Annotated in this window: 24 protein-coding genes; 4 read left to right on the top strand and 20 right to left on the bottom strand. The window is 35.3% G+C overall.

Features of this window, described 5'->3' with window-relative positions; all coding sequences use genetic code 11:
• Position 1 precedes the first annotated feature (1 nt).
• The 8 genes from RQM59_RS11380 to RQM59_RS11345 all read right to left on the bottom strand — a co-directional run bounded on the left by RQM59_RS11380 (position 2) and on the right by RQM59_RS11345 (position 6662).
• A complete protein-coding gene (locus RQM59_RS11380) occupies positions 2-2026 on the bottom strand; it encodes an oxidoreductase (protein ID WP_349242236.1) in 2025 nt (674 codons plus the stop codon).
• A 116-nt stretch (positions 2027-2142) separates the two neighbouring features.
• Positions 2143-3024 (bottom strand): pirin family protein, encoded by an 882-nt coding sequence (locus RQM59_RS11375; RefSeq protein ID WP_349242235.1) that lies wholly within the window; start codon positions 3022-3024, stop codon positions 2143-2145.
• A 24-nt stretch (positions 3025-3048) separates the two neighbouring features.
• Complete coding sequence (locus RQM59_RS11370; protein ID WP_349242234.1) at positions 3049-3486, bottom strand: MarR family winged helix-turn-helix transcriptional regulator; 438 nt, start codon at positions 3484-3486, stop codon at positions 3049-3051.
• Positions 3487-3490: 4 nt separating this feature from the next.
• Positions 3491-3739 (bottom strand): glutaredoxin family protein, encoded by a 249-nt coding sequence (locus tag RQM59_RS11365; protein WP_349242233.1) that lies wholly within the window; start codon positions 3737-3739, stop codon positions 3491-3493.
• A gap of 93 nt (positions 3740-3832) precedes the next feature.
• Positions 3833-5446, bottom strand: a complete 1614-nt coding sequence (locus RQM59_RS11360) for a glutamate synthase-related protein (protein WP_349242232.1) — start codon at positions 5444-5446, stop codon at positions 3833-3835.
• Positions 5447-5530: 84 nt separating this feature from the next.
• Positions 5531-5752 (bottom strand): (4Fe-4S)-binding protein, encoded by a 222-nt coding sequence (locus RQM59_RS11355; protein WP_349242231.1) that lies wholly within the window; start codon positions 5750-5752, stop codon positions 5531-5533.
• Between the two features lie 5 nt (positions 5753-5757).
• A complete protein-coding gene (locus RQM59_RS11350; protein ID WP_349242230.1) occupies positions 5758-6285 on the bottom strand; it encodes an NADPH-dependent FMN reductase in 528 nt (175 codons plus the stop codon).
• 11 nt (positions 6286-6296) lie between these two features.
• Positions 6297-6662, bottom strand: a complete 366-nt coding sequence (locus RQM59_RS11345) for a DoxX family protein (RefSeq protein WP_349242229.1) — start codon at positions 6660-6662, stop codon at positions 6297-6299.
• A gap of 147 nt (positions 6663-6809) precedes the next feature.
• Between RQM59_RS11345 and RQM59_RS11340 the strand changes: the two genes are divergently transcribed.
• The 3 genes from RQM59_RS11340 (at position 6810) to RQM59_RS11330 (ending at position 10687) form a co-directional block, all read left to right on the top strand.
• Positions 6810-8438 (top strand): acyl-CoA carboxylase subunit beta, encoded by a 1629-nt coding sequence (locus RQM59_RS11340; protein WP_349242228.1) that lies wholly within the window; start codon positions 6810-6812, stop codon positions 8436-8438.
• Between the two features lie 33 nt (positions 8439-8471).
• Positions 8472-9188 (top strand): YebC/PmpR family DNA-binding transcriptional regulator, encoded by a 717-nt coding sequence (locus RQM59_RS11335; RefSeq protein ID WP_349242227.1) that lies wholly within the window; start codon positions 8472-8474, stop codon positions 9186-9188.
• Between the two features lie 236 nt (positions 9189-9424).
• Complete coding sequence (locus RQM59_RS11330; RefSeq protein WP_349242226.1) at positions 9425-10687, top strand: hypothetical protein; 1263 nt, start codon at positions 9425-9427, stop codon at positions 10685-10687.
• Between the two features lie 25 nt (positions 10688-10712).
• Here the strand turns inward: RQM59_RS11330 and RQM59_RS11325 are convergent, their stop codons facing one another.
• From RQM59_RS11325 to RQM59_RS11270, 12 genes are all read right to left on the bottom strand, one after another.
• A complete protein-coding gene (locus tag RQM59_RS11325; protein ID WP_349242225.1) occupies positions 10713-12749 on the bottom strand; it encodes a vWA domain-containing protein in 2037 nt (678 codons plus the stop codon).
• Positions 12750-12853: 104 nt separating this feature from the next.
• Positions 12854-13888, bottom strand: coding sequence for an AMP-binding protein (locus RQM59_RS11320; protein ID WP_349242224.1), 1035 nt, complete (start codon positions 13886-13888; stop codon positions 12854-12856).
• On the bottom strand, positions 13866-14795 hold the full coding sequence (locus tag RQM59_RS11315; RefSeq protein WP_349242223.1) for a CPBP family intramembrane glutamic endopeptidase: 930 nt from the start codon (positions 14793-14795) through the stop codon (positions 13866-13868). Before RQM59_RS11315 ends, RQM59_RS11320 begins: the two co-directional genes overlap by 23 nt.
• 1 nt (position 14796) lies before the next feature.
• Entirely contained in the window at positions 14797-15834 is a 1038-nt protein-coding gene (locus RQM59_RS11310) for an o-succinylbenzoate synthase (RefSeq protein WP_349242484.1), read from the bottom strand.
• Between the two features lie 5 nt (positions 15835-15839).
• Complete coding sequence (locus RQM59_RS11305; RefSeq protein ID WP_349242222.1) at positions 15840-16226, bottom strand: VOC family protein; 387 nt, start codon at positions 16224-16226, stop codon at positions 15840-15842.
• Positions 16227-16229: 3 nt separating this feature from the next.
• Entirely contained in the window at positions 16230-16748 is a 519-nt protein-coding gene (locus RQM59_RS11300) for an SRPBCC family protein (protein WP_349242221.1), read from the bottom strand.
• 27 nt (positions 16749-16775) lie between these two features.
• Complete coding sequence (gene menA / locus RQM59_RS11295) at positions 16776-17726, bottom strand: 1,4-dihydroxy-2-naphthoate octaprenyltransferase (protein ID WP_349242220.1); 951 nt, start codon at positions 17724-17726, stop codon at positions 16776-16778.
• A gap of 90 nt (positions 17727-17816) precedes the next feature.
• Positions 17817-18596, bottom strand: a complete 780-nt coding sequence (locus RQM59_RS11290; RefSeq protein ID WP_349242219.1) for a (Fe-S)-binding protein — start codon at positions 18594-18596, stop codon at positions 17817-17819.
• 17 nt (positions 18597-18613) lie between these two features.
• A complete protein-coding gene (locus tag RQM59_RS11285; protein WP_349242218.1) occupies positions 18614-19930 on the bottom strand; it encodes a 4Fe-4S dicluster domain-containing protein in 1317 nt (438 codons plus the stop codon).
• A gap of 23 nt (positions 19931-19953) precedes the next feature.
• On the bottom strand, positions 19954-20559 hold the full coding sequence (locus tag RQM59_RS11280; RefSeq protein ID WP_349242217.1) for a carboxymuconolactone decarboxylase family protein: 606 nt from the start codon (positions 20557-20559) through the stop codon (positions 19954-19956).
• Positions 20559-21524, bottom strand: a complete 966-nt coding sequence (locus RQM59_RS11275) for an MlaD family protein (protein WP_349242216.1) — start codon at positions 21522-21524, stop codon at positions 20559-20561. The genes RQM59_RS11280 and RQM59_RS11275 overlap by 1 nt, the downstream gene beginning before the upstream one ends.
• Before the next feature lie 54 nt (positions 21525-21578).
• Positions 21579-22652, bottom strand: a complete 1074-nt coding sequence (locus RQM59_RS11270) for an N-acetylmuramoyl-L-alanine amidase family protein (RefSeq protein WP_349242215.1) — start codon at positions 22650-22652, stop codon at positions 21579-21581.
• A 123-nt stretch (positions 22653-22775) separates the two neighbouring features.
• Here RQM59_RS11270 and RQM59_RS11265 point away from each other — a divergent pair, with 123 nt between their 5' ends.
• Entirely contained in the window at positions 22776-25481 is a 2706-nt protein-coding gene (locus RQM59_RS11265; protein ID WP_349242214.1) for a putative LPS assembly protein LptD, read from the top strand.
• Positions 25482-25483 lie beyond the last annotated feature (2 nt).

Below are 25483 nucleotides of genomic sequence, written 5' to 3'. Positions count from 1 at the left end.
ATTACAAACTTGCCGCTAATCTACATCCCTGATCTATTGCTCTTTTGGCATCTAGTTCTGCCGCAATATCAGCGCCACCAATAACGTGTACTTTTTTACCTGCTAATTCTAAAGGCTCTAGTAGTTCCTTAAACGGTGTTTGTCCAGCACAAATAACAATAGTATCAACCGCTAACACCTTTTGTTCATCATTCTGGATATAATGTAAACCTTCATCATCAATTTTTGAATATTTCACCTCGTTGATGAACTGCACATTTTTCTTTTTCAAGTTGGCTCTATGAATCCATCCAGTAGTTTTCCCTAAGTTTCCACCGAACTTTCCTTTACTTCTTTTAAACATGAAAATTTCTCTAGGCGAAGGATTAAATACAGGTTTCATACCAGCAATTCCACCTCTCGATTCAATGCTTTTATCTATACCCCACTCTTTGAGCCATTCATCAATATTCTGCGAAGTAGACTCACCTTCATGACTTAAATATTCTGACACGTCAAAGCCTATTCCTCCAGCACCAATTACAGCCACTCGACGTCCTACGGGCTTTTTATGTTTTAATACATCTAAATAGCTTAAGACCTTTGGATGTTCTACACCTTCTATTTTTGGAGTTCTGGGTTTTATTCCTGTAGCCAGAATTACCTCATCAACATCTACTTTCGAAAGATCATCTGCTGTAACTCTTGTGTTGATTTTAACATCAACATTATGTAATTCAATCTGCTTCTTGAAATAACGAATGGTTTCATAGAATTCCTCTTTCCCCGGAATCTGCTTTGCTATATTAAACTGCCCTCCAACTTCCTTATCTGCATCGTACAGCGTAACCGTATGTCCTCGCCGTGCAGCGATGGTCGCTGCTGCCAATCCTGCAGGTCCAGCTCCTACTACTGCTATCTTCTTTGGATTATCTGTGCGATCGTAGTTAAACTCTGTTTCATGACAAGCTCTAGGATTCACCAAACAACTAGCCACTTTTTGTTTAAATACATGATCTAAACAAGCTTGATTGCAGGCAATACATGTATTGATCTCGTCATCCCTTTCTTCAGCGGCCTTATTTACCCAGTCTGGGTCTGCCAAAAAAGGTCTGGCCATAGAAATCATATCAGCATGACCTTCAGCCAACACTTTTTCTGCCGTTTCAGGCATATTAATTCGATTTGATGTAATAAGAGGAATGGATACTTCTTCCTTCATTTTTTGTGTCACCCAAGTGAAAGCAGCCCGAGGAACAGACGTTGCAATCGTTGGTATTCTAGCTTCGTGCCAACCAATTCCAGTATTGATAATGGTAGCTCCAGCCTTTTCAATTTCCTTAGCCAATTGCACTACTTCTTCCCAGGTGCTTCCTTTTTCAATTAGGTCTAGCATGGACAATCGATAAATAATGATAAAATCCTCACCTACCGCTTCTCTTACAGATTTTACCAAAGCAATCGGTAAACGCATTCTGTTTTCATACGTTCCTCCCCACTCATCTTTTCTTTTATTGGTATGCTCCGTAATAAATTGATTGATTAAATACCCCTCCGAACCCATGATCTCCACACCATCATAGCCAGCTACTTTGGAAAGTTTCGCACAGTTTACAAAATCTCGAATCGTTCTTCTAATTCCAGATTTTGTCAATCTAAAAGGTTTAAAAGGGTTTATAGGTGCTTTGATCTTAGAAGGTGCAACATTAAAAGGATGATACCCATAACGACCAGCATGTAAGATCTGCATACATATTTTCCCTCCTTCATCATGCACAGCCTTTGTAATTTTTTGATGATGTCTCGCATGTTTTTTAGTCGACATTCTTGCCGAAAAAGGTCCTGTCCACCCTTGAATATTTGGAGCAATACCTCCAGTAACGATTAAACCAACACCTCCTTTTGCTCGCTCTGCATAATAGGTCGCAATGCGTTCTAAGCCATTTTTCTCTTCTTCTAATCCCGTATGCATAGACCCCATTAATATTCTGTTTTTCAATGTGGTAAACCCTAGGTCGAGCGGTTCAAAAATGTGCTTGTATTTCATATTTCACTAACTTAATTACTATGCATGCATAACATATTGCAAGATATGCTTATTTATTCAACAAAAAAAACTAGAAGAGCACTCTTCTAGTTTCTTAATTCAAATTATAGTCATTATTAATATAAATATCCCATTTTTCCTTGTTGATAGTCTCTTAATGCTTCCATAATCTCAGTCTGTGTATTCATCACATATGGTCCCCAAGAAGTAACTTTTTCATCAATCGGTTCACCCGATAGAATTAATAAAGTGCTTTCCTTTGAAGCCTTAAACTGGATTGCATTACCATCTTGATTGAAAGTTACCATCTGGGTAGCTCCTTTTTTTAGATTGACTTCATCATTCACCAATACTTCTCCATCTAACAAATACACCAAAGATTTATGATCTTTTGGAATGTCTATACTCATTGTTCCACTTGCCAAAGTTTTGGCGGTATATACATTTACAGAAGTCTGTGTTTTAATCAATCCTTTCTTTCCTTGTTGCTCACCTGCCACTATCTTTAACGCTATTGTATCATCATCATTACTAACCATAGGTATGTCTTCACTTTTCACATGTTGATATGCTGGTGGTATCATCTTGTCCTTCGCTGGCAGATTCAACCAAAGCTGGATTCCCTCAAGATCTCCTCCTTTTTGTACAAACTCTTTGGTCGGTCCTTCTGCATGAATTACTCCTCTTCCCGCCGTAGTCCATTGTACATCCCCAGCTTTTACGATCATTTCATTTCCTAACGAGTCACGATGTAACTGTTCTCCTTTAAACAATAATGTGATCGGTTCAAATCCTCTGTGAGGATGTGGTCCCAAATCGAATGGGTTATTAAATTCACTTATAGCATAGGGTCCATAATGATGCAATAACAAAAATGGATCCACTTGCTCTATACCCTGCGTTGGAATAGGCTGTCTTAATCGTATAGGTCCCATGTTCACTAATGGACTTCCTACTTTATGTTCGATTGATTTAAGTACTCTTTTTTTATTTTCCATGGAAAATATTTTTATAAATTTTTTTTATCTAATTTTATCTAATAAACTGCTCAAAGTCTTTGCTTCTTCCGTAGTCAAATTCTCTAAAAAATCAAGTTTAATATTCTTATCTATATCTGCTAATAACTCGAGTCCTTTTTCGGTAATAGAAATATATACTACTCTTCTATCATGTTCGCAACGGACGCGTGCTATAAAACCTTTATCACAAAGCTTATCCATTAATCGAGTAGCGTTTGGTGCTCTTTCGATCATTCTATCTTTAATAAGTTGAACTTTAATCGGCTCTCCTGCTCCTCTTAAAATTCTTAAAATATTGTACTGTTGAGGTGAAATACCATAGGGTTTAAAAAAATCATTCTCATGACTACTGATCCAATTAGCCGTATACTTGATATTAATGATCGCTTTGATCTTATCATTGTCAAATTTAGATTGTATGTCCTTAGATATATCTCCCATAGCCTTAACCTCTAAGTTTCAGGTCTTTCATTATATTATTAAAAACATCTGAAGTTGGTGTTAAATACACTTCTTCATTTACAAACAAGGTTGGGTATTTTAATTGTCCATCGTACAACTCTCGGGTGTGCTCTTTTGCCTTTTCATCTTTAGCGAGATCCATATAATCAAAAGGAACTTCCGCCATTCTTAAAAAATTTTTAAAAGCTACCGTATGTGCATGTCCCTGCTTTCCATACAATGTTATCTTCATTTTTTTTCTCCTTTCCGATTACAAAGTTACAAAAAATATAAATATATTCCAAGGGATATATTTCCAATGTAAAACAATGAGTTAAACCCTTATTTAAATGACTCCTGCATAATTAATTCCAGTTAAATAGTGCATATCTCTATCAAATGTTGATAGATCTGCATGATTAAACTTAGAAATATCGTCATAGCCGCAAGATCTTGCTACTACCTTAATAAGGTTATTCGTCGCTTCGAAGTAATTATGTAGTTGCTTTGCAGATGACTGAATAATCAATCTGCTTCTTAAAGATTCTTTTTGTGTAGCAATTCCTACTGGGCAATTATTTGTTCCACATGCTCTCATTCCCAAACAACCAATGGCTTGTAATGCCGAATTAGAAACTGCAATGGCATCCGCCCCCAACATCATGGCCTTAGCAAAATCCTCTGCAATTCTCAAACCTCCCGTGATGACCAAGGTAACGTCAGTAGCACCTACTTTATCTAAATACTTGCGCGCTCTTGCCAGAGCAGGTATTGTGGGAATATTGATATTATCTCTCAAAATTGTTGGTGCCGATCCTGTTCCTCCTCCTCGTCCATCCAATATGATATAATCTACACCCACATCCAATGCGAACTGGATATCTTTTTCAAGGTGACTAGCAGCAATCTTGAAACCAATTGGAATTCCACCTGTTCTTTCTCTAACTTTTTCCGAAAAGTCTTTAAAATCCTGAACTGTATGAAAGTTGGGGTTTGCCGCTGGAGAGATCGCTGCTTCTCCCTTCTTTAAACCTCTAACCTTTGCAATTTCCTCGCTTACTTTATTACCCGGTAAATGTCCTCCAGTTCCAGTCTTAGCACCCTGCCCTCCTTTAAAATGAAAGGCTTGAACATTGTCTAACTTATCCCATGAGAATCCAAATTGAGCCGAAGCTAACTCGTAAAAATATCTAGAATTACTTTCTTGCTCTTGTGGAAGCATTCCTCCTTCTCCAGAACAAATTCCTGTACCCGCCATTTGTGCTCCTTTAGATAGCGCTATTTTTGCCTCTCTTGATAATGCGCCAAAACTCATGTCACTTACGAATAGTGGAATATCTAATTCTAAAGGCTTTTTGGCTTTAGGCCCAATAACCACTTTAGTAGCAACTTCTTCATGATCTAGTAAAGGTCTCGTTGCCAACTGTGCCGGTAAAAACTGAATATCATTCCATTTAGGCAAGGTATTCCTATCTACTCCCATTGAAGCAGAGAATCCATGATGACCGATATTCTTTAAACCGTTCTTTGCTAGCTCTTTTATATAACCAGTATACGGTTCTGTATCTTCAGGATGCGTATCGGCATAGGTTCCAAGATATTCATCTCTATGAAAAGGTTGTGGGTGTTGTTCCTCAAAAGCAGCTATTTCGTCTTCATCAACCAATAGGCTATCCCCTTCAATATATTCCTGGAATTTATGTAATTGTTCATCATTATTATACTCACTTATTCCAGTATCATAACGGTAATCCCAACCATGTACTCCACATATTAAATTTTGACCATCAATATGTCCATCAGATAAGAGTGCTCCCCTATGATGACACCTTCCATACAATACAGAAATTCCTGATTCATGTTTGATAATTACCAGGTCGGTATTTTTAACTAATGCGTACGTTGGTTCTTTTGCAATAAGGTCAGACACTTTTGCAATTTCAATTAAGTTTGTTGACATGGAAGTTGTTTTAAATGTATAAGTTAGTCTTTCTGTCGAAAAAATAAAAACGCAATTACAATTTTGTGATTACCTAACAATATCTTAAGCTTTTATAGAAAGGGCTTTTGAAGGACATCGATGTACTTGTGCTGCAATACGATCTGAGTTAGCAGCATCCATATCCACCCAAGGTTTTCTTCTTGGATCAAAAACGGGTAACAATTCTTTCCAACATTTTTTTGAATGCGTACACATATGTGGTTGCCAAACTACGGTAACCTCTCCATTGGTATACTCTTTAACTATGGGTTTCTTATTTTCCATACTATTTAGATTTTACTTTCGAATATTTGGACAGCATTCTTAAGAGTTTCGTTAAGTTCACTATCAACAATTTTACCTTCTTTAAAGTTATCAAAAAAACCTGGTAGTGAAAAATTTGCAACGACATCCGCACCCATATGCGGAAATGAGGCATTTGCAGATGCTAATACAGAAGCTCCTCCTCGACCTCCAGGTGACGTTGCCATCAAGAGCATTGGTTTTTTATTAAAAATAACGCGATCAATTCTAGATAACCAATCGAATGTATTCTTAAAAGCCGCAGCATACGATCCATTATGCTCCGCTAAAGAAACAATATATCCATCATAGGTTTTTAATTTTTCAGATAACTGCACCATGTTTTCCGGGAACCCATTTTGTTCATCATCAATACTATATAGTTGAGCTTGATAATCTCTCATATCAACAACTTCAAAAGAAGTATTGTCCAACAGGGTCGAAGCATACGACACCAACTGCTTATTTATTGAGGTACTGCTTGTACTTCCAGCAAAGGCTACTATTTTTTTCATATCAATATGGTTTAAGAAGTTTGTAGTATGATTTTTTTACGAAAAAGATAAGAAGTTGTCAAAAACAAAAATGCTAGAAGTGCAAATAATTGTTCTCCGTCACTAATCATCACGTGGGCAAAAAATGCCAATACTACATTAAAGAAGAAACCTGCATAGGCCCACTCCTTTAATGTGGTAAATTTCGGGTACCACAGCACAATTAACCCTAGTATCTTGGCAACCGCCAATGGGTATACTAAATACGTAGGATATCCCATATTTTCAAAAGCGCCCTTTATCATTTCGGTTTGTGTTAAATACATACTAATAGAGAACAGCATGATTCCTGAAAACAAGGCCGTTGCTATGTAAAATATAATCTTGTTAGTTTTCATTTCTTTTGGTTTAATTATTTCTTGGGCAAAGCTACAAAAAATTATTTTATTTTCCAAGGAATATATTTCCATGTAATTAAATTAATTTTGTTTTATATCCACTATTTATTCATGGTAAACTTTTGTAAATTCGCTAAAATTTTCTGAATGGACATAAAGTTTAACAAAAACGAAGATCACAATAAACTTCTGGTTTCAGACCTTAGAAGAAGATTTGCCAAAGTGAAGCTAGGAGGCGGACAGAAGAATATTGACAAACATCACTCTAAAGGGAAACTTACAGCAAGAGAGCGTATTGACTACCTATTAGATTCAACATCTAAAAGTATTGAAATAGGAGCGTTCGCGGGAGATGAAATGTATCAGGAGCACGGTGGATGCCCTTCAGGAGGAGTTGTTGTTAAGATCGGATATGTACAAGAAAAACAATGTATTGTTGTTGCCAATGATGCTACCGTTAAAGCGGGGGCCTGGTTCCCTATTACAGGAAAGAAAAACTTGAGAGCTCAGGAAATCGCTATCGAAAACAAACTCCCTATTATCTACCTGGTGGATAGTGCAGGAGTATATTTGCCAATGCAAGACGAGATCTTTCCAGACAAAGAACATTTTGGAAGGATTTTCAGAAATAATGCGGTCATGAGCAGTATGGGAATTACGCAAATAGCAGCTGTTATGGGAAGTTGTGTTGCTGGCGGAGCCTATCTCCCCATTATGAGCGATGAAGCTCTCATTGTAGATAAAACAGGAAGTATTTTCCTAGCTGGAAGTTATTTAGTAAAAGCCGCTATTGGAGAAGCTATTGACAATGAAACTTTAGGCGGTGCTACTACACATTGTGAAATATCGGGTGTAACAGATTATAAGGCAAAAGATGATAAGGATGCTTTAGATACCATTAAAAACATTGTTTCAAAAATTGGAGATTTTGATAAAGCGGGTTTTAATAGAGTTGACGCCAAATTGCCAAAGGAAAACGAAAATGACATTTTTGGAATACTCCCTTCTGCACGTCATGAACAGTATGACATGCGAGAGATTATAAAACGTATTGTTGATAACTCTGAAATAGATGAATATAAGCAAGGGTATGGGCAAACTTTGATCACTGCGTATGCACGAATTGATGGTTGGGCCGTTGGAATCGTTGCGAATCAAAGAAAAATTGTAAAGACCAAAAAAGGAGAAATGCAATTTGGAGGAGTGATCTATTCTGATTCTGCAGATAAAGCTACTCGATTTATTGCAAACTGCAATCAGAAGAAGATTCCATTGGTTTTCTTACAAGATGTAACAGGTTTTATGGTTGGGAGCAAATCTGAGCACGGTGGTATTATCAAAGATGGTGCTAAAATGGTGAATGCTGTGAGCAATTCTGTTGTACCTAAGTTTACGATTGTTATTGGAAATTCATACGGTGCTGGAAATTACGCAATGTGTGGAAAGGCATATGACCCTCGGTTAATTGCAGCATGGCCAAGTGCCGAGCTTGCTGTGATGAGTGGAAACTCGGCAGCAAAGGTGTTACTGCAAATAGAGACGGCTTCATTAAAAAAGAAAGGCGAAGAAATCACTAAAGAAAAAGAAGCCGAATTATTTGACAAGATAAAATCTCGCTACGATAAACAAATATCACCGTACTATGCGGCGGCTAGAATTTGGACGGATGGCGTGATAGACCCATTAGATACACGTACATGGATCTCTATGGGGATAGAAGCAGCTAACCATGCTCCTCTAGGAAAAAAGTTTAATTTAGGCGTTATTCAAGTTTAATAATCAATTTATAATATAAAAGAGTACTTAGAAATGGGAAGAGCATTCGAATTTCGAAAAGCAAGGAAAATGAAGCGCTGGTCTGCCATGGCCAAAACGTTTACTAGAATCGGTAAAGACATTGTAATGGCCGTTAATGAAGGCGGACCAAATCCTGAAACTAATTCCAGATTAAGAGCAGTTATTCAAAATGCGAAAGCGGCGAATATGCCGAAAGACAATGTAGAGCGTGCTATTAAAAAAGCTTCGGATAAAGATACTGCGAACTATAAAGAAGTACTTTTTGAAGGGTATGCTCCTCATGGAGTTGCTATCCTTGTAGAGACTGCCACCAATAACAATAATAGAACAGTCGCTAATGTAAGAGCGGCGTTTAACAAATGTGATGGTAATTTAGGAACTTCTGGTTCTGTTGCTTTTATGTTCGACCATACTTGCAATTTTACCGTAAAAAAAGAAGACATCTCTATTGATATGGAGGAGCTAGAACTAGAGCTTATTGATTTTGAGGTGGAAGAAATATTTATAGATGAAGAGGGTGTTATCATTTATGCGCCTTTTGAACAATTTGGAGCTATTCAGTCATTCTTTGAAGAAAACAATGTAGAGATCATTTCATCTGGATTTGAAAGAATTCCTACTACAACCACGAAACTATCTGAAGACGCACAGGCGGATGTAGAAAAACTATTAGAGCGTTTGGAAGATGATGATGATGTTCAGAATGTATACCATTCTATGGAAATGTAGTATAAAAATGTACAAATAAGCAAAAAGTCGTGTTCTGCAGAACACGACTTTTTTGTTTAAACAATATGCTATAAAATTAATCCCCCAATTAATTATAGATATTAAATTCAATTAACACTACAAATATATTTATAAAAATCAAAGTAGATGGACTATAAATACAACTAATCTACTACAATCATAAAGTTTATTAATAAAACCTACTATATTTGTACATCAAACCAACACAAAGCTCCGTGAAAAGAAAAACGATCAAAAATCTTTTATTCTTCATTCTCATTTTATTCTATATCTCATTTTCTTTTTCTCAAGAGAAAATCATTCTAAATGGAGATGACTGGCATTACTATGACAAAGGCTATTTAGATACTGATTGGTACAAGGAACCCGTTAACTCCTCCTGGAAAATTGGAAAAACACCTATTGGTTATGGGGATAGGAAAGTGGTCACTAGTATTAATTATGGTAATGATAAAGAGAATAAACATATTACCAAGTACTTCAAAAAAGATATATACATTAAACGCGACTTTATTGCTTATGAATTTAAGATTCAATATGACGATGGTTTTGTTTTGTATGTAAATGGTGAAGAACTGTATCGAGAAAATATGCCCAATGGAAGTGTTACTAATGAAACACTTGCTGTTGTAAGAATTCAAGGAAGGGAAGAATCCGAATTCAAAATCAAAATATTTGAACCGAACATATTTAAAAAAGGCAAAAATACCATTAGCGTTGGTATTCATCAAAATAGAGCAAGTTCTAGCGATTGTATTTTCAGCCTAGATCTTTTTGGTCATACAAATCCTCAGATTCTTACCTTGTTAGTTGAAGATAAAAATGAATCTAATAAGATACTACAGCACGAAATAAAGAAGATCAATTCACGATTTGAACGAGAGAAGTTGAATATTCAAAATGAAAACCTTGCAAGCGCAAATTATAGTTTAAAATTCTTACTTTTTATAATAAGTTTTTTATTAATTCTTGCCTTAATAGGCTACTATTTCTTTGTAAATAATTTACGATCTAAAGAATCTAAATCACTTCAGGAGTTGACACAAATGAAAAGCCTTGTATTCGAAAAAGAAAAGGAAATGATGATCACCTCTACCAATCTCCTTCACAACAAGCAGTATTTTAAAGAAATCAAAGCAGATTTAAAAGGGCTAAAAACCGAAGATAAGGCTAGTGTAAAAAATATTATTAATCAAATCAATCTCGTTTTAGAAAGAGACGAAGAATGGAATCATTTAAAAGAGCATTTCAATACTGTTTTTGAAGGGTTTTATGATCGCCTTTTACAAAAGCATTCTACCTTAACCGAAACAGAATTAAGACATTGTATGTTTATTAAACTGCATATGCAAACAAAAGAAATTTCCAGGATATTATTAATAGACCCTAGATCCGTACAAACAGCGCGATACAGAATCAAAAAGAAAATGAATTTAGATGAAGATCAGGATCTTCGTGAGTATCTTCTAAATATTTAAAAAAAGCACCCGATTGGGTGCTTTTTTATTTAACCAAACTCAAAAGTCTTATAAACTCTGCCCTATACCCTTCTCTATCTTTCGATCGTCCTTTTTCTGATAGTTTTTTAATGTCCTTTATGGTTAAATTATTATCAAATTTGGATTTTCTCAACTTCATACCTAACATAGCCACTGAAGCAGCAAAATTCATATCCGCTGACGGTTTATCTAACACATTCTTCTTAACATGAATTAGCTCGATACTTTTTTTACCTGTTGGTTTTTTATACCTGAATTTTACGGTAAGAAGTTCATTTGGATGATTATAACTTGTTTTATTAATTGTGTACTTCAAATCTGGAAATTTCTTAGAGTATTTATTAAACTCCATATCTGAAGTAATAACTTCATAAAGAGCCGTTACAGAATGACCACTTCCCAACTCTCCTGCGTCTTTGGTATCATCTACAAAATCTTCATCATTTAATAGCCTGTTTTCATAACCTATTAACCTATAAGCTTTAACATTTTGAGGATTGAATTCTAACTGAATCTTGACATCTTTAGCAATAGTATGTAAAGTTCCTCCAAACTCTTTTCCAAATACCTTTTGTGCTTCTTGCATATTATCTATATAAGCGTGATTTCCATTTCCTTTATCTGCTAATATTTCTAATTTTGAATCTTTATAATTCCCATATCCAAATCCTAAGACAGATAAAAATATGTCTGTATCTCTTTTTTCAACAATCAATTTTTCCATATCCTCGTTTGAATAATCGCCTACATTAAAATCTCCATCTGTTGCCAGAATTACCCTATTATTACCACCTTTAATAAAGTTTTGTTGAGCAATCTTATATGCCAATTTTATACCTTCTCCTCCAGCTGTAGAACCGCCCGACTCTAAATCGTTTAATGCTTCTAATATTTTTATTTTCTTATTTCCGCTCGTAGATTCCAATACCACACCTGCTGCACCAGCATATACAACAATTGATACCTTATCTTTAGCTCTTAATTGATGAACTAATAATTTAAATGCTGATTTTAACAATGGTAATTTATTTTGATCGCTCATAGAACCGGATACATCAATCAAAAAAGTCAAATTAGATGCAGGTAAGTTGTCTTGAGGAATTGTTTTTCCTTGTAACCCTATTCTAAGTAATTTAGTCTTTTTATTCCAAGGAGTTTTTACAAATTCTGTGTAAATTGAAAATGGATGTTTACCTTTAGGCTCGGGATATTGGTAGTCGAAATAGTTAATCATCTCTTCTACCTTAACAGCATTTGGATCGATGCTTTGTCCATTATTTAGCATCCTTCTAATATTACTATATGAAGCTTTGTCAACATCAATAGAAAAAGTAGATAGGGGCCTGGAAATAGTTAATTCAAATTCATTTTCTACAATTTTTTCATATTCATCTGTATTTTCATATTCTAAAACATCTTCGCTCGTTTCTATTATAACTACCCCATTCTTACCCGCCTCGCCATACCTAGCAATAGCTACCGAATCTTTTAATACTTCTGAGGCAAATATATCAGCTTTTGCAAGCGCTTTCAATTTTCCATAATACGGTTCTTCATTCACAATTATTAACGGTTCGTTTGGACCTCTATTTCTAAGCTTAGAAACAACTTTTGACCGATTATTTGTTTTAACACCTGCCGTGTACCCATTCAGCACATTTCCGATATGCTGACTTCGAACCACAGAAGCCGAACCTGTTATAGCCTTTTTCGTATAAGTTCCGTATCCTAACACCACAACTTCGTCCAACACCTCTCCTCCTTCTTCCATTTTAACATTAATCGTAGATTTTACTCCTATTGTTTTTTCAACTGTTTTGTACCCTAGATAAGTAAAGACTAAAACGTCTCCAAGTTCTGCTCTAATAGCATACCTTCCATCAAAATCCGTTTGAACACCTTTGGTTGTACCTTTTACTAAAATACTAGCTCCAGGTAAACCTCCAGAATCATCTGAGACTTTTCCTGTTATTTCTTTTTTTTGCCCGTGAATTGACATTATTCCAAATAACATCAATAAAGTGATTGCTTTTTTAATCATAGTTGTAGTTTTTATAGTTTAGCACTAACCTACAATCACTATACAATTAAAAAAATGAAGAATGAGTAAACTGGGGTCTTTCGAAAGTTAACTCCCCATGCGCTTTAGGCATTAATTTTATGCAATGTCTTTTTTCGTTGAATCTTTTGAGTTTCCGTCTCTTCAAATTTCTTTATGAAAAAGATATTCTTAGGAATTTCATATTTCGTTAGATCTCGATATATGCTTTCCGAGGTTTTAGACGCTTCTCCCTCGACAACAAGTACCAGCTTTTCCCCTAAAGCTTGATCTTTGATTCCAGCCACGAAGAAACGATCATTTAAATAGGGAGCTATTTTCTTTTCTATTTCTTCTGGATGAAGTTTGATTCCGCCTGAATTAATCACATTGTCATAGCGCCCTTTCCAATCAAAGGTATCGTCAGAAATGATCTCAACTACATCATTGGTAATAATCTGCTCATTCGAAACGCTCGGTGCATCTATAATTAAGCAACCTCTACTATCTTTTGAAATAACTACGTCTTTAAGCGCTTTAAAAGAATCCCATTTTGAATGGTTTAATTTTTTGATTGCTACATGTGTACAGGTTTCCGTCATTCCATATGTTGCATATATCGATGTTGAAATAGATTGAAGTTCATTTTCCAATTTATGATCTACGGCACCACCTCCAACAATCAACTTCTTAACCGCACCAATAGCCTCTAATGAATTCTTTAATTGCAAAGGAATCATAGCTGAGAAGTCATATTCCCTATCTAAACCAGCCAATGGTTTAGAGCTTGATGGCACCACATCTAAATGCCAGCCCAGGTACATAGCCCGAACCAACATCATTTTTCCTGCTATATAATCGATCGGCAAACACAATAGCGCTTTAATTCCAGCTCCGAGTTCAAAGAAATCTCCCGTTACCCTTGCTGAATTGATCATATGCTCCTTTTGCAACTTGATCCATTTCGGTTTTCCTGTAGATCCTGAAGTTTTTATCGAGATTGTTTCGCTTTCAGAAAACCATTCTTGCAGAAATTCAGCCACCGGTTTAGACAGCACGTCAGCATATGCTAATAAAGTTTCTTCTGTTTGAAAGGAGGCTCCATTGAGCCTAAAATCTTTATGACATTCCCAGTTCTTCAATTTCAGTTGGTTTTTCTATGCTACCAAATAATTTACTTTTCCAATTCTTCCAACCGTATTTTTTAGAAAGTATAACTAGTACTAATGGATAGATCACTAAAACTGGAAAGAACATCTCCCAACCTACAGAAGGTTCAGATACATCTACAAACATAGCTTCCGTTTGAAATACTGTCCAATCCGTAGTTACCAAAACTGCCGCCAAGATATTATTTACGGCGTGCATACCCAATGCTAATTCAGTCCCTTCATCCATCAAAGTTGTTATTCCAAACAAGAATCCGGTTCCTATATAAAAGACCAAAGCAATATCTCCGATCTTCTCAATTTCGGGATTAAACCAGTGCATTGATCCAAACAACACAGAAGTAACGATTAAAGGCATCCATCTATTCTTAACCAAAATCCCAATCCCCTGCATCAAATATCCTCTAAAAAACAGTTCTTCAAAACTCGTTTGGAGTGGTATAAGAAGTAATGACACAATTACAAGTGTAAAAAATGGAGCAGGCTTGAAATTCCAAATAAAATTATCTGGAGCTAGCCATATCCCCACAGCAATAATTACAGCAGAAATAAGTCCCCATAAAAAGAAAGCATAGAAAAATCTTGACCAATCTATCCTATCTCGGCTTGTTACTAAAGATGTAAATCTTCGTTGATGTATAAATTTTACAAAAACAATTAACAAGAGCAGTAAAAACACAAAAGGTATCAAATTTATGACCAAAAAGAAATTCTTATCTCCTTCTATATTCTGCATATCCTCATAAGCTGTATCAAAAAGTTCTGGCATAAAAATATAAGCCAGAATATTCAAAGCAAAAGGTGCAAACAGAACAATGCAACTTACAAAATATCGCCACCAATCATTTTCTCCTTTATATGCTTGTTGTATATAGTTCATACTATTCAATATTAAAATTCCAATGTTTTTTTTTATGATAACTCAACCGTCCATTTGTTACTTCCAAAGGACTTTTTATATTATTCGTGAATAGGCTTCCTGTGCCAAGTCCTTGAGGTAAATCGCTTGACAATGTATAGGTCCATTGCGCAATTGCATTTAGTCCCACATTGCTTTCTAAAGCACTAGTAACCCACCAGCCTATCCCTTGTTTTTTAGCTAATGAAATCCATTCTTCACTACCGCTATAACCTCCAACCAAACTAGGCTTTAGTATGATATATTGAGGGTTTATTGTTTGTAGCACTTCCTCCTTTTTTGTTACAGAAAAAACACCTATTAATTCCTCATCCAATGCAATCGCCAAAGGCGATGTCTCACAAAGTTGAGCCATCTCATTAAATTGACCTGCTTTTATAGGTTGCTCAATGGAATGTAAATCTAAGTCTGAAAGTCTTTTTAATTTCTCCAATGCTGTATTTGGAGAGAAAGCTCCATTTGCGTCTACTCTTACCTCTATTTCTTTCGAAGAAAATTCGTTTCTAATGAATGATAACAAATCCAATTCGGTTTCAAAATCAATAGCCCCAATTTTCATTTTAATACACGAGAATCCAGCGTTTATTTTCTCCTTTATCTGATTACTCATATATGCCTTGTCCCCCATCCATATCAAACCATTGATATCTATTGCATCCTGACCTTTCGTAAATTTTGACGGGTATAGTGAAAAGGGGGTCCTGCTTTGTAATGATAGAAACGCCTGTTCCAAACCAAATTGGATACTAGGAAATTCCATTACATTTTCAAGCAACCACTCCAATCCGAGATGTATATTTTTACAAACCCACCATATCTTTTCTTCATAATCTGGTCTATCATCAATACTTAAAGTTCTAAGTATACCACATTCGCCAATTCCAATAGCATCATTTTCTTTGAGAACGATAAACCAAGTTTCTTTAGTTCGTAACACCCCTCTAGAAGTCCCGCTAGGAACTTTAAAATTGAGAACGTATTTTTTGTAACTAGCTCTGATCAAATCTATTTATTGTACAATGCAATTCTATTCCCTTCTGTATCTACAATAACAGCCATATACCCAACCTCATTGGAGATTAGTATTTTTGGTTTTAGTATGGTGCCTCCAGCTTCTTCAATCCTACCCAGTTCATGATCTATGTCTCCCGACTGAGAATTGAAATATACTAACGGACCATGGGTTCTAGATGGCACATATTCTTCGTGCTGCACTAGAGAACCGCTAATCCCCGGAGCGGTAATATCCTCTGCAGGTGGAAACCATCCCATCAAAATACCTCCAAAGTCATTTATACTAATTGGTACCTGAAAAACAGCTTCATAGAATTTTTTTGCACGATTCATATCGTTTACTGGTATCTCGAACCAGCTGATCATATTTACCTCCATATATTATTGTTTTTCAGCAAAAGCCTTAAAATTATTTAAATATCCTTGATCTATTTCTTTGAATGTTCCCTTAAAATAGGGCATCATACATCCAAAAATATAGGAATCACTTTTACAAGTACTGCGATTTGTGATAATCGTTTTGGAGCCATCTGATGTAAACGTATAGTCATCCGTTTTCAACATTCCTTGTGCATCAAAAAACAGCGTAACTTTTTCATTTTCAATATAGGCCAATACTTTTTCTTCCATGATAATATCATTACCATTTCCATCTGTCACTATCATTCTATATCTACTACCAGTAACACCTATTTTCTTGTCAAGAGCAACAATACTCTTTAATTCAGGAATCCATTGCTTTAAATTGTTATTATCATTAAACATCGCAAAAACTTCATTTAGTGGCTTATTTACTTCTACTTTAGCTTCATAGTTGACTTCCTTTATAAGCAAACCTGTTGCGAAAAACACTACTGTTAATGCGATGATGATTCCTAATATTACTTTTATTGCTTTCATGTATAGAATACTATTTATCTTTTAAAATTACAAAACTTGTCCCAGTCCAAAAAGAACTGCAAATAAGAAAGTACTTAGTGCTACTTTTTTTAACTCGCCATCCAGTAATTTTTCTTCTTTGTTCTTTGAGACATATACCAAATGAATGGCTAGGGGTATATATGCTATCAAAAATAAAAACTGTATGGGATTTGCGTAGTGAATGACCGTGTATAGTAATGCAAATAGTAAAGAGGCTATGATCAAATAATAGTGATAATACTTTGCAAACTCTGCTCCTATTTTTACCACCAGTGTATTTTTCCCTGCTTCTTTATCATGGATTCGATCTCTCATATTATTCAGATTCAATACGGCAACGCTTAACAATCCAATAGAAAATGCTGGTAAGAAAATGGTAAAGTTCAATTGTTTTGTAAATAAAAAGTAACTTCCTACCACGCTTAGTAATCCAAAGAATATAAAAACAAACAGGTCTCCAAATCCACTATATCCGTACGCTGATTTTCCAACTGTGTATTTAATGGCTGCAGCTATTGATATCATGCCTAATCCGAAGAACAGTACTGAATATCCGAAATTATCTTCTCCAAAAGCAGCATAAATCAGTACTAATGCAATTGCTGTAGTAACAATAGCAGTAACAATCATTGCTCCTTTCATTTGTTTTGGCGAAATGGCTCCTGACGCTACCAAACGCTCCTCCCCTTCTCTATGTTTATCTGTTCCCTTAATACCATCACCATAATCATTTGCAAAATTAGAAAGTACTTGAAATCCTATAGTGGTCAAAATAGCTAGCCAAAATATCGGCGATTCATATATTGGAATTTCCAAAACATCTTCACGAATAGTAGTGGAATTATTTAAAAGAGTTGACCATTGATGGTAGTATCCTAAAAGGCACCCTACTATAATTCCTGAAACAGAAAGAGGTAGTGTTCTTAATCTTGCTGCTTTTATATAATTTTTGATCATTCTTATTCTTATCAAAAAACTTCTCGACTCCGCTCGAGGCAACAATACGGTCCCATAGAGCGGAGTCGAGAACTTCTTTTTATTTATATATTATAATCCTTCAGCCTCAGCTATTAACTCTGCAATATCTTTTACCTGAACCTGATTTTCCTTCTCATGAAATTTCACACCATCTGTCATCATAGTATTACAATAAGGGCATCCTGTAGCAATTACGTTAGGGTTGGTTTCTAAGGCATCTTTTGTTCTTAATATATTAATGTCCATATCTCCTTTTTCTGGCTCTTTAAACATCTGAGCACCTCCTGCACCGCAACATAACGCTCTATTACGATTGCGTTTCATTTCTACCAAATTCACACCCATTTTTTTGATGATATCTCTTGGAGATTCATACACGTCATTTGCTCTTCCTAAATAACACGGGTCATGAAAAGTAATTCGCTTCCCTTTTAAGGTATTATCATTCAAGGAAAGTCTTCCCTGGTCGATTAAACTTTTTATAAACTGTGTATGATGATACACTTCATATGTTCCTCCTAAACCCGGATATTCATTCTTCAGGGTATTGAAAGAATGTGGATCGGCTGTAACTATTTTTTTTACCTCATACGCATTCAATATCTCAATATTGGTCATTGCCTGCATCTGGAAAAGAAATTCATTTCCCGCTCTTTTTGCTGCATCTCCTGTTGCGCTTTCTTCAGTACCTAATACTGCAAAATCCACATTGGCTTTGTGCAATATCTTTACAAACGCCTTTGTTATCTTTTTCGCTCTATCGTCATAACTTCCTGCAGATCCCACCCAAAACAACACTTCCGGTTGCTTTCCTTGAGCCATCATTTCTGCCATTGTTGGTACATTCATTCTTTTGTATTTTTTGGTTATGCTTCGTCTTTCCAGTTTAATCTATCTTGTTGGCTATATTGCCATGGAGCTCCATTGTTTTCAATATTCGTCATCATCATATTTAACTCCTGCGGTGCAGCTGATTGTTCCATTACAAGATACCTTCTCATATCCATAATGATGGATAATGGATCAATATTTACTGGACATTCTTCTACGCAGGCATTACAACTTGTACATGCCCATAATTCTTCCGGCGTGATATAATCGTTTAATAGCTGTTTACCATCTTCTTTGAATTCTCCATTATTGCCATCTATATTTTTTCCTACCTCTTCTAATCTATCACGCGTTTTCATCATAATAGCTCTTGGCGACAATTCTTTTCCTGTTAAATTAGCTGGACATGCTGAAGTACATCTACCGCACTCAGTACAGGTATATGCATTTAGAAGCTGCACCCAATTTAGATCTGTAACATCACTAGCTCCAAACTTCTCAGGCACATCATCCTCTTTCCCGTCTTCAGGCATTGCATAAGGATCCGCATCAGGGTCCATCATCATTTTCACTTCATTAGTCACAGACTCCAGATTCGTAAACTGTCCTTTAGGATTCAGGTTTGCATAAAAGGTATTCGGGAATGCTAATAGAATATGTAAATGCTTTGAGTAGTATAGATAATTCAAGAAAATTAAAATCCCTACGATGTGCAACCACCAAGCGATTTGTTCAACCAGATGTAATGATTCGGGAGTGAATTCTGAGAATAAAGGGGCTACAAATTGACTTACAGGATTACCCACTCCAGCTTCTTGAAAAACAGGATCTGCGGCATTCATCACAATAAATAACGTCATTAATACCATTTCGAAATAAAGAATAAGGTTCCCATCACTTTTGGGCCACCCCTTCATTTCCTTGCTCATAAATCGTTTTATATTATCTATGTTTCTTCGCAACCAGAAAATAATCACTGATACAAAAACTAACAAGGCTAAAATTTCAAAACTTCCAATTAAGAAGCCATAAAACGCTTCACCTAATAAAGGTTGAAATACTCTGTGTGTTCCAAATAAACCATCAATAATAATCTCTAGTACTTCTATATTGATTATGATAAAACCAACATAAACAATGATATGGAGAAAACCAGCGATTGGGCGAGATACCATTTTGGATTGGCCTAGGGCAATCCTAGCCATGTTTTTCCATCTTGCAGCCTTGTTATCGGAGCGATCTACATCCTTCCCAAGTTTGATGTTCCTAATAAGTTTTCGAACATTCATCACAAAAAAGCTAATCCCCACAATTAGTACAATTGCAAAAGATATATTAGACAAATACTCCATATTCATTTTGTTTAGTTAGTTATTTATTGATGATTCCAATGATTTTCATCATTCGAGTTGTTTGGCGATAACCCAAGAATATCTCCTTTTGTAGAGACCCCCAGTCCTAAAACAGTTCTGTTCGCATAATTAAAATAGCTCACTACCTGATTGACTTCTAAGATTTCTCCATCTGTCATTCCTACTGCTCTCATTCTGTCGACATCATTCTCTTTGACATTTGCGAGATCTACTGTTAATTTTTCGGCATACTTTAATGCTTCTGAGAACTTGGCTTCAAAAAATGCTTCATATTCTTTTTCATTCAAAGCCTTTCTTAAATTAAGTGCTTTTTGATCATCATTCAGCAATCTTTTCAACCCTGAAAAATGATGCTCTACACAATATTCGCAATCATTAAGTATACTGACCAAAACTCCTAACGCTTCCAGGTACCATTTTGGCAATGTGTTGTTACTATTGTGCAACACATTCTTATATAAAGACATGTGTCCTGTCATGGTATGAGGACGCAATCCATGCACCATCATGATATTATCAACATTGTTATTGGGTCCAGTAACTTTATCATACAATCGTCTTAGTTTCCCCTTAGATTCCTGATAAGATATTACTCGTATCCAACTCATTACTTGTTGCTCTTATTTTTCTTGTTGTTTTCGTCGTTATACGGTTTTGCCTTTTTTCCAAACAATGAGAAATGTACAAAGCGTTTAGGGTTCAATTTCATTTCTCTTAACAACTCCTCCATTTCTTTAGAAGCATTGGTAAGGTTCATATATAATTGATCGTCGGTCATCAACTTTCCTAATGTACCTTTTCCAATTTTAAGGCTATCCATTAAGGAATTAACATTAGATAATGTTAGCTCCATCTTTTTAATGGTAGCTCCAATATTTGCACTTATTAAGGTATCAGAAATTTTAGTCGCATTGGCAGTAAGTTGCTCTGCATTTTTTAATGTACCATCTATGCTCGTTTTACTTGAATCAAGCAATTGATTTACCGATTTTAGTGTTTTTCTAAAGTCAGAAATAGTATACTCTAACCCTTTAACACTTCTATTTAAGCTTTCTCTGGTGTTCTTGTTAAGCACTTGATTCACCCCTTGAAACAAAGAGTCAGCACTTACGATCACATTTTCAAGTTTAGCTTGCAGCGGATTTAATTTCTCTCCAACCGTAGAAAATATATCTGATTCTACTTCTCCTTTTAGGTAATCTCCTGACACGGCCATATCTCCCTCATAAGACGGAATGATCGCTAGTGATTGACCTCCCAAAAGGCTTGCTGAGTAAATTTTTGCAACACTATTTTTTGAGAATTGAAAATCATTGTCAAGGCTTATTTCTACAATCAATCTCCCTTTCTTATCAACATCTTCATTAAACCGAATATCTACAACTTTACCTACCTGCAACCCATTAATGGTCACAATACTTGCCTTATTCAAACCTTGAATATTGTTGTACTCTATTAGGAAATGTCTTGCATTACCTTCAAAAAGATTTTGCCCCTTTAAAAAGTTAAACCCCCAAATAAATACTCCAATAATTATAACAGCTACGATGCCTGTTTTAAATTCCTTAGACATTTTCATGATTTTGTTAGACAATATTACTAATAATTTTTGGTAGTTCTACCTTAATTATAGCAATTTCAGTGCTTCTTTTACGGATATTTTTTCACCATTCTTAAAAGCAGCAATGAATGCAGTGGTATACCCTTTCTTTTTTGCCAGTTTTTGCGATTTTAAAGCTTCCTTATAGCTTCGAGAGATACCATAATAGTACTTATAATATTTCCCAACTCGAACTCGTTGCACATTCTTCAAGCCTTTAAAGTTATACGACTTTGTGCTTATTTTCCTTCTACTTGAAGCGATTTGAGTTTTGAATTCTATCTTATCTGTCTTAACAACATTAGGAATTACAACATCCTCAGTATTCTCAATGGTGTTCAATCTCAATCGGTCAATATACTTTCGAATTGCCTTTGCTATAGTGTTTGCCAACGCATTTTGACCTTTTTTAGAGTTGAGGTATCTACCTTCTTTTTTATTGGTCAAAAACCCCAGTTCTACCAATACACTTGGCATCACAGTTTGTCTTAACACTAAGAAATTGGCCTGTCTTACCCTTCTGTCTTTTCGATGCAAATTCTTCACAACATCACTTTGTATAAAACTGGCAACGGACAGGCTTTTGTCTAAATTTTCTTCTTGGAGTAAAGACAGCCCAATCATTGATTCGGGAGAATCAGGATCATAGTCATAATTCTTTTGGTAATCTTCTTCTAACAAAATTACGCTATTCTCTCTTTTAGCAATCTCTAAGTTTTGTCTATTCCCGCTTAAACCCAATACAAAAGTTCCAGCACCATAGGCATTTGAAGAATGTGAATCGCAATGAACAGAAATAAACAAATCCGCTCCTTGCTTATTTGCAATTTTTGCCCTGTCATGCAATTCAACAAACACATCTTTTTTTCTAGTGTATACGACTTTTATGTATTTATATTTCGCTAAAGCTTTTCCAATCTGCAATGTCACCTTAAGAGCTACGTTCTTTTCTTTGTAACCATTACCCAAATTCCCAGGATCTTTTCCACCATGACCTGCATCTAGGACTACCACATATTGTCTATCTTGAGCATTTACATACGTTAATGATGTAAAACAGAAAAGCCCTAGTACAAGATAAATTTTAAAAAAATATTTCATTCGAAATTTGTGATTTTGTATTAATTGGATCAACAAAATTTAACTAATTTTGGGGTTTTCAAATTTGGTGGCTCAATTATTGAGCCATACTTTTACCTAGAAACAAAAATAGTATTTAAAATATTGCAATCAAATCGGTCTTACATACTTTTCTTTTTATTGTTGTTTGCTGCAATACAAATAAGCGCTCAGGATATAAAACCTAAAGGGGTAAAGATTCCAAAAAAGGCGAAAGACACGATAGTTTCACCTAAAAAAGATTCTTTAAACGTCAAGAAAAAGGACAGCTTACTACTAAAGAAAAAAGATACTCTAAAGCTAGATTCAATTAAGCCTAAAGAATCTATAGAGGATATTATTACACACACAGCTAAAGATTATACTATTCAAGATGCCAAGAATAAGACGGTTACATTGTATAATGATGCAAATGTTATTTACGGAGATATTGACCTAAAAGCCGGAATCATCATTGTAGATTATAAAAACAATACCTTATACGCTAAAGGCATTAAAGATAGTCTTGGGTATCATCAGAGACCTGTTTTTAAGCAAGGAGATCAAGAATCTGTGCAAGACTCCATGATCTATAACTTTAAGACAAAAAAGGCTTTGATCTATAATATTAAAACCAGGCAAGAGCCTGGTGTTATATTGTTAAGTGAAAAGACGAAGCGTGTAAATGATTCTACCATTTATTTACGAAAGATTCGATTTACCACTTCTGAAAAAGATAATCCTGATTATTATATTGCAACCTCAAAAGCAAAATTTGTTCCTAAGAAGAAGATTATTGTTGGGCCGAGTAATTTAGTAATTGCAGATGTCCCAACACCTTTATTTTTGCCTTTTGCCTATTTTCCAATGGGAGAATCTAGAAGTTCTGGATTTATTATCCCTTCATGGGGTCAAAACAATAATCAAGGGTATTTTTTACAAAATGGAGGATATTACTTTGCTGTAAATGATTATTTAGACCTTACGTTAACCGGAGATGTCTATACAAACGGTAGTTGGGGTTTAAGAGGTGATTCTAATTATGTAATGCGATATAGATTTAATGGTAATTTTAGCATTCGCTTTGAAAAGATCTTGCAAAGCTTTAGAGGGTTTGATGATTTTTCTGAGGCAACCAATTTTAATGTACGTTGGTTTCACAATCAAGATGCTAAAGCAAGTCCGAATTCTCGATTTTCGGCTTCTGTGAATCTGGGAAGTAGTCAGTATTTTAGGCAATCTTTAAATGAGTTTAATAACTCTCAGTTTCTAACAAATACGTTTAACTCTTCTATATCGTATCAAAAGAGATTTGTCGGTACTCCTTTTAATCTAAATGTATCTGCCACGCATTCACAAAACACCAATACGGAAGATGTTTCGATGACTTTACCATCTGCCCAATTAACGATGGACAGAATATTTCCTTTTGCTGGTAAAGGTGGCGTGAAAAAGAATCCAATTCAGAAATTAGGATTCAACTATAATATGCGAGGGGAATATCGTATCAGAACAAAGGATAGTCTATTCTTTAAAGCTGAAATGTTCGAAACAGCCAAAGCTGGAGTTCAACATACTACGAATACAAGTACAAACCTAAAGGTTTTCAAATTTTTCACCCTTGCAGGTAATGTAAGCTATAAAGAGGTTTGGAACTTTGATTACATTAATAAAACATACGATGCCACTCTAGTAAATACAGACAATATGATTGGTGGTGTTGTCACAGATACTATTAAAGGATTTAAAAGCTTTAGAGAGTATAATACAGGTTTGAGTTTATCAACAAATATCTATGGTACCTTTAATTTTAAAAAGGGTCGTTTAAAATCGATTAGACATACATTTCGACCGTCTGTTTCTTATTCATATAGACCTGATTTTGCTGATAGACATAATAGAACCGTTCAACAGAGTTCAGATCCAACCGACATATTAACATATTCGCCTTTTGAGCAGGGAATTTATGGTAGACCTAGTAGTGGATTAAGTAATTCAATAGGAATTAGTTTAAACAACGTCGTTGAAGCTAAGGTCGCCCCAAAAGATCCAGATAGTGATGAAGAGGATAAGAAAATTACTATTCTGAACAACTTAAATTTTCAAACCTCCTATAATATTGCTGCCGACAGTCTTCGTTGGTCCGCTGTAAATGCAAATATGGGAACACGACTGTTCAAAGAAAAAATGGCGGTAAATTTGACAGCTGTTTTAGACCCCTATCAACTAAACGATCAAGGTCAACGCATTGATAAATTTAATAAAGGAATTTTTAGAATTACGAATGCAAACCTTACTGCAAATTATACATTGTCTAGCAAGGATTTTGAGAAGAAAGAAGATGATGAGAAAAAAGATGACACATCCAAAAGTGGCAATGGAAATCAGAACACTCCGGACGTTTTAGGTGAAAACATCAATCCTACTAATGGCTTTCAAGGAGGACAAGGAAGCGGTGGTGGTGGTGTTAAAGAGGCTGAATTATACAAAGCTAAAATACCATGGTCCTTAAATATTGCTTATACCGCCACATATACAAATAATGGCATTAGTAATATTGGTGTTAATACGCATACCGCTATGTTTAGTGGAAATGTAGAACTTACTCCGAAGTGGAACCTAGGTTTTTCTACAGGATATGATATTAATGGAGGGGGATTCACATACTCGAGATTCAATTTTTCTCGTGACTTGGATAGTTGGCGTTTCAATTTTAATTGGGTTCCTTTCGGAACCAACACTTCATATACATTTTTCATAGGTGTTAAATCATCTGTTTTAAGTGATTTGAAGTGGGATAAAAACAAACCGCCAGACAGAGTATTATTCTAAAT

Origin of the sequence: Asprobacillus argus, assembly GCF_032248395.1 — a bacterium.
GTDB lineage: Bacteria > Bacteroidota > Bacteroidia > Flavobacteriales > Flavobacteriaceae > Polaribacter > Polaribacter argus.
Note: the sequence above shows the minus strand (reverse complement) of the source record. Positions and strands in the feature narration are given on the sequence as shown.